At 40.9% G+C, this 9990-nt stretch carries 3 protein-coding genes and 3 rRNA genes; 5 read left to right on the top strand and 1 reads right to left on the bottom strand.

All coding sequences use genetic code 11. From position 1 onward, the window contains the following. The first annotated feature begins 76 nt into the window (after nt 1-76). Both rrf and AB0G52_RS40575 read left to right on the top strand, forming a co-directional pair. A 5S ribosomal RNA gene (gene rrf, locus AB0G52_RS40580) occupies nt 77-193 on the top strand. 125 nt (nt 194-318) lie between these two features. Next, a complete protein-coding gene (locus tag AB0G52_RS40575; protein WP_202389403.1) occupies nt 319-1161 on the top strand; it encodes a tyrosine-type recombinase/integrase in 843 nt (280 codons plus the stop codon). A 1027-nt stretch (nt 1162-2188) separates the two neighbouring features. Here AB0G52_RS40575 and AB0G52_RS40570 read toward each other — a convergent pair. Next, on the bottom strand, nt 2189-3043 hold the full coding sequence (locus tag AB0G52_RS40570; RefSeq protein WP_160555785.1) for a ParA family protein: 855 nt from the start codon (nt 3041-3043) through the stop codon (nt 2189-2191). Between the two features lie 565 nt (nt 3044-3608). Here AB0G52_RS40570 and AB0G52_RS40565 point away from each other — a divergent pair. From AB0G52_RS40565 to AB0G52_RS40555, 3 genes are all read left to right on the top strand, one after another. Beyond that, on the top strand, nt 3609-4808 hold the full coding sequence (locus tag AB0G52_RS40565) for a replication initiation protein (RefSeq protein ID WP_160555784.1): 1200 nt from the start codon (nt 3609-3611) through the stop codon (nt 4806-4808). Nucleotides 4809-5205: 397 nt separating this feature from the next. Continuing rightward, nucleotides 5206-6755, top strand: a 16S ribosomal RNA gene (locus AB0G52_RS40560). A 206-nt stretch (nt 6756-6961) separates the two neighbouring features. Continuing rightward, nucleotides 6962-9896 (top strand): 23S ribosomal RNA (locus AB0G52_RS40555). Together the 16S and 23S rRNA genes form the textbook arrangement of a ribosomal RNA operon. Nucleotides 9897-9990 lie beyond the last annotated feature (94 nt).

The following is a 9990-nucleotide window of genomic DNA, read 5'->3' as shown; positions in this document are numbered from 1 at the left end:
AAAAGATTACTTGGTTCTTGTGTTTTTCTTCCTATAGGATTTAGTTTTGAGAGAACAACTCATAAAAACATAATAGTCTGGTGGCGATAGCGAGAAGGTCACACCCGTTCCCATACCGAACACGGAAGTTAAGCTTCTCAGCGCCGATGGTAGTTGGGGGCTCTCCCCCTGTGAGAGTAGGACGTCGCCAGGCACCGAAAAGGATAGTAGTCATTAGACTACTATCCTTTTTTTTGATTTTATCGTGGAAGTTTACTTCTTTCCTCTTATGAATTAAGATATTAAGTAAGTACCAAGTCTGGATTTAGGGGTGATAAAGTGCAAAAATCTAATGTTATTAGTCAATTTGCAGACTGGCTTGAAACAGAAGGGAAATCTGTTAATACAGTCACTACTTATCAACGTGAAATGAAAAAATTTCAAGACTGGCTCTACAAATATCCTACTTATTTAGAGAATATATCTCAAAAAGATGTTCAAGATTATCTCTCTTTTTTAGAGCAACAGCGCAAAAGTCCAATAACTATCGATAAAATACTTGGCTCTATTAGAACGTTTGCTAAGTTCTTGAAACGTCCAGAAATAACTTTAGATATTAAAGTTATGCCTATAGAAAAAAAGGGAGAATTGGAAATACTAACTCCTTATGAATACAATCAATTACTTCAAGAAGTGAAAAATGATGGTCACGAAAGAAATATAGCTATTGTTTACTTATTACTTCATACAGGTATTAGAGTTTCGGAATTATGTTCTCTAAATAAGTCGAATATTGATATTAGAAAAAGGCAATTAACCGTTAGAAATGGGTTAACTGGTGAAGAAAGGTATATTCCATTATCGGAAGAAGCTAAGAAATATCTTCTTAAATACTGTGACTCTTTTTATAGTGAGGATGCTTTATTTACTTCAAAATCTAATGAACGATTAACAGAAAGATCGATTCAATATATGTTGAAAAAGTATAATGTTCATCCGCATAAATTAAGACATACTTTTTGTCAAAAGCTTATAGATAAAGGAATAGGCTTAGAAGTTGTCTCGAAACTTGCTGGACATAAAGATATAAATGTTACTAAAAGATATGCAAAATCCAGGATGGAACAATTCGAACTAGAAGAAGCAATACAAAAAACTTTTATTAACGATACACTAGGATAGGTTGTTTAGTATTTAATTGTCTTTTTAAAGTTAACATCAACCGATGGGTAAGCTTAAAGTGAATTCAGATTTAGAACGTTTCAGGGGCTATTTTAGCTGATTTTAGGTACTTCCCTTAGTTAAGTTCGTTTTTAGAAAAAGGACAGTATTATAGATCGAATATAAAAGCCTAAAGACGTTCGACAATGGAAATTCTATTCGTTTTTTATATTTTAAAACTGATATTAGATATTTCTTTTTAAAAAGGATGAAAAGAATTGGACAATAAAGCGCAAATATATCGTTCTAATGTATCCATATCACAACTCGAAACAACGCTAAAAGAAAAAAATCTTTTAGCGTTGTTTGTGCAAAGACAGGAAAAATCCAATGAAAATTTTGGAATACAACTATATCTCTAGAGATATTACGGTATATCTACACTATATCTCCCGAGCCAAAAAGTGATATCAATTTAAACTCCTTGAAACCTAATAGGCACCGACTATTCATCACCTTTTATCAGAAGGTGATATCAGGTTTCCTTATGCTCTTTTTTTAAAAGGATAGATAAGCAAAGAAAATAGACATATAGATACTCCATACAGCATTATAAGCATTGTCCATGCTTCAAAAATGTTTGGAATGTCAAATAGATAATGGAATAGGATCCAGGAGGAAATAGAAGAAATAAAGAGATAGTGTTTTTGAATTATAGTCTTCATTTTTGATTATTTCCCGAAGGGAAAAAGACAGAATTTGCCCGAATATGGCCGGATTCCGTCTTTTGTTTGGGGTGCTGCTTGGGATAAGACGCATTATGTTAACTACTATTAAAAATAATTTTACGTACCCAAGTTTGGATGCATCAAATTATTTACCGATATTATTTAAATAGTCCTCTAATGCTTCTTCAATTAATATATAGATGTTTTTTTCTTGTAATAAAGATTGCATTTTTAACTCTTTATGTAAGTCTGTTCGTAAATCGAATGAGACTCGTTTTCTTATCAGTTGTAGTGTAGAAGCTTTTTCCTCACTAATCTCTTCAGCGAGAGCCTGGGAAGGAGTAATCTGTTTCTGAAGACGTTTCATATTTTTTATATCGTTTACTTTGGACACGTTTAATCAACTCCTTATAAAATTCTTCATATTGTAGTAAAGCCTGCTTTAATTCTGAGTTTTTATTAAACCCATATAAGGCTAAACGACCAATAGGAGCTCTTCTAGTAATAACCGTTTTAAAAACTTCATCAGGGTAATCCTCTGTGATCATTTCATTAAAGGCCTTAGCATCACTTCTTCTTAAGTCATTCAATGTTCTTAGAATCCCTATTACTTCAGTATTTCTATTACCATGATTTTTAGCACTTGTGACAGACTCCATAAAGTTAGGTATTGCTGAATAGCACCAGTTAGAGCACTCGAATAATACCACTACATACTCACTAGCACATAGGGCATTAGTTGTTTGTTCTGATAAAGAAGGTGGCGTATCAATAATAATGAAATCATACTCATTTCTGATTCCATCTAAACTTTTATCTAGAATTAAACTAGGAGTTCCTTTAAAAGGAATTGTATCGCCTTTATAAGTCTTTCCGGTATATATCCACCTGGGGAATGTAGCTAAAAAATTTGTAGCAGGCAACAAATCTAAATTTTTCTCTATAGGTAGAATATACTTTTTTACATCTTGTTTCTGCATAGCTTCTAGTACTGATTTTCCAATGAATTCATTGGAAGGTTGATTAGATAATAGTTCTGTTAAGTTCCCTTGAGAATCCAGATCGATTGCCAACACCTTATAACCATCTCTACTTAGTAAATATGATAGTATGCCTGCAGTAGTTGATTTTCCACAACCACCTTTTTGTATCCCCATAGTAATTGTAATCGCCAAAAATGATCCCTCCTTCTTCCAACGTTCTTTTCTTCCTTTCTTCCTTTCTTCTTTTCTTTCTTTTTTTATACTTTCTAGGAAATTAATTGAAAATCCTCTAAAAAAGTGAACTATAACACCTAAAAATTAGGTGTTATAGTTCACTCAGTTTTTGTTATAGTTCACTCAGTTTTTGTTATAGTTCACTCAGTTTTTGTTATAGTTGTGACTCAGTTTTTGTTATAGTTCACTCAGTTTTTGTTATAGTTCACTCAGTTTTTGTTATAGTTCACTCAGTTTTTGTTATAGTTAGGTCCCTCAAACCCTTGATACATAAGGGTTTTTTACCTCCTAAAACAATTAAAACAATTAAAACAATTAAAACAAATAATTGATAAAACAATCAAAACAAGAGAGATTTGTAAAAACTTGTTTTTTTATTATTTTGGTAATTAAGAATATTTTAAAAAAATAAAAACTTCGTTTATCGAGTGTGTGTTTTAAATTTTCTGAAATATAACACAAGTAGACTCTCATTTGTGTTTTTTGTTATATTTTAGAATGATCAATAAAAAGGAGTTTTAATATGGGATCCAAGATAAGTGCAGACAACTTAATTACGAAATCAAATCAGCTTATTGAAGCAGCATATAAATTAAACGAGATAGAACAAAAAATCATCTTAACCCTTATTAGTTTAGTTCAACCAAATGATAAGGAATTTCAATCTTACACTTTCACAATCAAAGATTTCATAAAATTGATTGGCGGAAACAGTAATACAAGGTATAAGGAACTAGAAGAAATTACGAGGAATATGTTAGCTAAAATTTATGAAATAAGATTCGAAGAAAGATTAGTACAAGTTCAATGGTTATCCCAAGCTGATTATAACTATAAAAAGGGGACAATCGAGCTTACACTACATAAGTTTCTTACCCCTTATTTATTAGAGTTGAAAAAGGAATTTACATCGTATCATTTAAAAAACGTAAGTAAACTAAAGGGGCATTATTCTATAAGGATATATGAACTGCTTAAGCAATATGAACGTCTACAAGAAAGAACCCTCACTATGGAGGACCTAAGACATAAGTTGGGCGCAACAAGTATATATCCTGCTTACGGAAACTTTAAACAGCGTGTAATACTCCCTTCTCAAAAACAGATAAATAAAAAATCAGATATCACATTTGAATTTCAAGAGATAAAACAAGGAAGGGCAGTTAAAGAAATTAAATTCTTTATAAAAACCAAAGATTCTATTATTCAACCTTTACCTATTCCGATATCTCATTCCAGTCAAAATGCAGTGTTAGATACAGAAGAACTTGAAAATGATCTTTTTGTTGTTTCTAAAGACGATATTAAAGATATTAAAAGTTTGGCGAGTGATTTAGGAGTTAAAGTTCCGAATAAAACTATACAAAGTTGGTTGAATTATGGGAAAAGAAATGTAATTCAAGTGATGGAGTCAATTAGAGATGATCATAAAATAGAAAATCCAATAGGGTTTATCACGTACAAATTAAAGAATGAGATAGATAAAAACATTATTGAGATAAATCCTTCAGATGATGCCATTCAAGATTTTGTTAACAGTCATATACCAAAACGTAAAATCAAAAGAGTAGAATTTTTAACAGACTGGATGATGAAACCGGAAGCTTTAAAAACTTTTAGTAAATACATGAATGAAGATGATGCTTTAGATTTATGGAATTCAAAGAAAGAAGCAATAATGCAGGAACTAAATGATCGCAGGGGAAAAATGATATTAAATTAAAAGAACAAAAACCATATTGGTTCTTGTTCTTTTTTATCGGAATTATTAACGTTGAACTATCTATTGCTGTAAGAGAGTTTATTATGTAGAATAGAAAAACATTTCAACTAGTAGAAACCTCTAAAAAGAAGTTGACTTCCACGAATGCGAATGGTATATTAGTAGATGTCGCTAATTCGAAAAAAACATTCTTTCTTTTTTTAAAAAAGTTTGTTCGTAGAAGTTGACCACGGTGAAATGCTGTGTTATTATATAAAAGTTGCTCCTAACAGCAACATTAAATTGCTCTTTGAAAACTGAACAAACAAACGTCAACAATAATCGTTTTTATAACTTTCGTTATAGAAACAAAACAAGTAACAAAAGCTAGAGTTTAGCAATGAGCTAATCTTACTCTTTATCGGAGAGTTTGATCCTGGCTCAGGACGAACGCTGGCGGCGTGCCTAATACATGCAAGTCGAGCGGACTTAAAAAGCTTGCTTTTTAAGTTAGCGGCGGACGGGTGAGTAACACGTGGGCAACCTGCCTGTAAGACTGGGATAACTTCGGGAAACCGGAGCTAATACCGGATAATCCTTTCCTACTCATGTAGGAAAGCTGAAAGACGGTTTACGCTGTCACTTACAGATGGGCCCGCGGCGCATTAGCTAGTTGGTGAGGTAACGGCTCACCAAGGCGACGATGCGTAGCCGACCTGAGAGGGTGATCGGCCACACTGGGACTGAGACACGGCCCAGACTCCTACGGGAGGCAGCAGTAGGGAATCTTCCGCAATGGACGAAAGTCTGACGGAGCAACGCCGCGTGAGTGATGAAGGTTTTCGGATCGTAAAACTCTGTTGTTAGGGAAGAACAAGTACGAGAGTAACTGCTCGTACCTTGACGGTACCTAACCAGAAAGCCACGGCTAACTACGTGCCAGCAGCCGCGGTAATACGTAGGTGGCAAGCGTTGTCCGGAATTATTGGGCGTAAAGCGCGCGCAGGCGGTCCTTTAAGTCTGATGTGAAAGCCCACGGCTCAACCGTGGAGGGTCATTGGAAACTGGGGGACTTGAGTGCAGAAGAGAAGAGTGGAATTCCACGTGTAGCGGTGAAATGCGTAGAGATGTGGAGGAACACCAGTGGCGAAGGCGACTCTTTGGTCTGTAACTGACGCTGAGGCGCGAAAGCGTGGGGAGCAAACAGGATTAGATACCCTGGTAGTCCACGCCGTAAACGATGAGTGCTAAGTGTTAGAGGGTTTCCGCCCTTTAGTGCTGCAGCAAACGCATTAAGCACTCCGCCTGGGGAGTACGGCCGCAAGGCTGAAACTCAAAGGAATTGACGGGGGCCCGCACAAGCGGTGGAGCATGTGGTTTAATTCGAAGCAACGCGAAGAACCTTACCAGGTCTTGACATCTCCTGACAATCCTAGAGATAGGACGTTCCCCTTCGGGGGACAGGATGACAGGTGGTGCATGGTTGTCGTCAGCTCGTGTCGTGAGATGTTGGGTTAAGTCCCGCAACGAGCGCAACCCTTGATCTTAGTTGCCAGCATTTAGTTGGGCACTCTAAGGTGACTGCCGGTGACAAACCGGAGGAAGGTGGGGATGACGTCAAATCATCATGCCCCTTATGACCTGGGCTACACACGTGCTACAATGGATGGTACAAAGGGCAGCAAAACCGCGAGGTCGAGCCAATCCCATAAAACCATTCTCAGTTCGGATTGTAGGCTGCAACTCGCCTACATGAAGCTGGAATCGCTAGTAATCGCGGATCAGCATGCCGCGGTGAATACGTTCCCGGGCCTTGTACACACCGCCCGTCACACCACGAGAGTTTGTAACACCCGAAGTCGGTGGGGTAACCCTTCTGGGAGCCAGCCGCCTAAGGTGGGATAGATGATTGGGGTGAAGTCGTAACAAGGTAGCCGTATCGGAAGGTGCGGCTGGATCACCTCCTTTCTAAGGAAAAATGGATTTATTCCATTCATAGATTGTTGATAGTTTGTTGTTCAGTTTTGAGGGAGCAATTCCTCATGATATAAAATTGTTCTTTGAAAACTAAATCATATAGAAGAAAAACCAAGATAAAACCGAGTAATCGCCATCTTAGATTCTCTATGTAAATAGAAGAATTAGGGTAAAGAGTAACATCTTTAGCCAAATCAAGTTAAGTTAGAAAGGGCGCACGGTGGATGCCTTGGCACTAGGAGCCGATGAAGGACGGGACTAACACCGATATGCTTCGGGGAGCTGTAAGTAAGCTTTGATCCGGAGATTTCCGAATGGGGAAACCCACTATCCGTAATGGGATAGTATCGTTACTTGAATACATAGAGTAACTGAAGGCAGACCCGGGGAACTGAAACATCTAAGTACCCGGAGGAAGAGAAAGCAAACGCGATTCCCTTAGTAGCGGCGAGCGAAACGGGATTAGCCCAAACCAAGAGGCTTGCCTCTTGGGGTTGTAGGACACTCTACATGGAGTTACAAAGGAACGGGGTAGATGAATAGGTCTGGAAAGGCCAGTCACAGAAGGTAAAAACCCTGTAGTCGAAACTTCGTTCCCTCCTGAGTGGATCCTGAGTACGGCGGGACACGAGAAATCCCGTCGGAAGCAGGGAGGACCATCTCCCAAGGCTAAATACTCCCTAGTGACCGATAGTGAACCAGTACCGTGAGGGAAAGGTGAAAAGCACCCCGGAAGGGGAGTGAAATAGATCCTGAAACCGTGTGCCTACAAGTAGTTAGAGCCCATTAATGGGTGATAGCGTGCCTTTTGTAGAATGAACCGGCGAGTTACGATTACATGCAAGGTTAAGTTGAAGAGACGGAGCCGCAGCGAAAGCGAGTCTGAATAGGGCGATAGAGTATGTGGTCGTAGACCCGAAACCAGGTGATCTACCCATGTCCAGGGTGAAGTCCAGGTAACACTGGATGGAGGCCCGAACCCACGCACGTTGAAAAGTGCGGGGATGAGGTGTGGGTAGCGGAGAAATTCCAATCGAACTTGGAGATAGCTGGTTCTCTCCGAAATAGCTTTAGGGCTAGCCTCAAGGTAAGAGTATTGGAGGTAGAGCACTGTTTGGACTAGGGGCCCCCATCGGGTTACCGAATTCAGACAAACTCCGAATGCCAAATACTTATCCTTGGGAGTCAGACTGCGAGTGATAAGATCCGTAGTCAAGAGGGAAACAGCCCAGACCACCAGCTAAGGTCCCAAAGTATACGTTAAGTGGAAAAGGATGTGGAGTTGCTTAGACAACCAGGATGTTGGCTTAGAAGCAGCCACCATTTAAAGAGTGCGTAATAGCTCACTGGTCGAGTGACTCTGCGCCGAAAATGTACCGGGGCTAAACGTATCACCGAAGCTGTGGATTGACATCTATGATGTCAGTGGTAGGAGAGCGTTCTAAGGGCGTTGAAGCTAGACCGTAAGGACTGGTGGAGCGCTTAGAAGTGAGAATGCCGGTATGAGTAGCGAAAGATGAGTGAGAATCTCATCCACCGAATGCCTAAGGTTTCCTGAGGAAGGCTCGTCCACTCAGGGTTAGTCGGGACCTAAGCCGAGGCTGAAGAGCGTAGGCGATGGACAACAGGTTGATATTCCTGTACCACCTTATGAATCGTTTGAGCGATGGGGGGACGCAGGAGGATAGGGTAAGCGTGCTGTTGGATTAGCACGTCCAAGCAGTTAGGCTGGTAATGAGGCAAATCCCATTACCGTGAAGGCGGAGCTGTGACGGCGAGGGAAATATAGTACCGAAGTTCCTGATTCCACACTGCCAAGAAAAGCCTCTAGCGAGATTCAAGGTGCCCGTACCGCAAACCGACACAGGTAGGCGAGGAGAGAATCCTAAGGTGAGCGAGAGAACTCTCGTTAAGGAACTCGGCAAAATGACCCCGTAACTTCGGGAGAAGGGGTGCTCTTTTGGGTGCAAGCCCGAGAGAGCCGCAGTGAATAGGCCCAGGCGACTGTTTAGCAAAAACACAGGTCTCTGCGAAGCCGTAAGGCGAAGTATAGGGGCTGACACCTGCCCGGTGCTGGAAGGTTAAGAGGAGGGGTTAGCGTTCGCGCGAAGCTCTGAATTGAAGCCCCAGTAAACGGCGGCCGTAACTATAACGGTCCTAAGGTAGCGAAATTCCTTGTCGGGTAAGTTCCGACCCGCACGAAAGGTGTAACGATCTGGGCACTGTCTCAACGAGAGACTCGGTGAAATTATAGTACCTGTGAAGATGCAGGTTACCCGCGACAGGACGGAAAGACCCCGTGGAGCTTTACTGTAGCCTGATATTGAATTTTGGTACAGCTTGTACAGGATAGGTAGGAGCCTTGGAAGCCGGAGCGCCAGCTTCGGTGGAGGCATTGGTGGGATACTACCCTGGCTGTATTGACATTCTAACCCGCACCCCTTATCGGGGTGGGAGACAGTGTCAGGTGGGCAGTTTGACTGGGGCGGTCGCCTCCTAAAAAGTAACGGAGGCGCCCAAAGGTTCCCTCAGAATGGTTGGAAATCATTCGTAGAGTGTAAAGGCACAAGGGAGCTTGACTGCGAGACCTACAAGTCGAGCAGGGACGAAAGTCGGGCTTAGTGATCCGGTGGTTCCGCATGGAAGGGCCATCGCTCAACGGATAAAAGCTACCCCGGGGATAACAGGCTTATCTCCCCCAAGAGTCCACATCGACGGGGAGGTTTGGCACCTCGATGTCGGCTCATCGCATCCTGGGGCTGTAGTCGGTCCCAAGGGTTGGGCTGTTCGCCCATTAAAGCGGTACGCGAGCTGGGTTCAGAACGTCGTGAGACAGTTCGGTCCCTATCCGTCGTGGGCGTAGGAAATTTGAGAGGAGCTGTCCTTAGTACGAGAGGACCGGGATGGACGCACCGCTGGTGTACCAGTTGTCTTGCCAAAGGCATAGCTGGGTAGCTATGTGCGGAAGGGATAAGTGCTGAAAGCATCTAAGCATGAAGCCCCCCTCGAGATGAGATTTCCCATAGCGTAAGCTAGTAAGATCCCTGAAAGATGATCAGGTTGATAGGTTTGAGGTGGAAGCGTGGTGACACGTGGAGCTGACAAATACTAATAGATCGAGGACTTAACTAAAAAGATTACTTGGTTCTTGTGTTTTTCTTCCTATAGGATTTAGTTTTGAGAGAACAACTCATAAAAACATAATAGTCTGGTGGCGATAGCGAGA

The sequence above is a fragment of the Streptomyces sp. NPDC021562 genome (assembly GCF_040640875.1).
GTDB lineage: Bacteria > Actinomycetota > Actinomycetes > Streptomycetales > Streptomycetaceae > Streptomyces.
The sequence above is the reverse complement of the archived record's forward strand: the minus strand, read 5'-3'. Positions and strand labels throughout refer to the sequence as shown.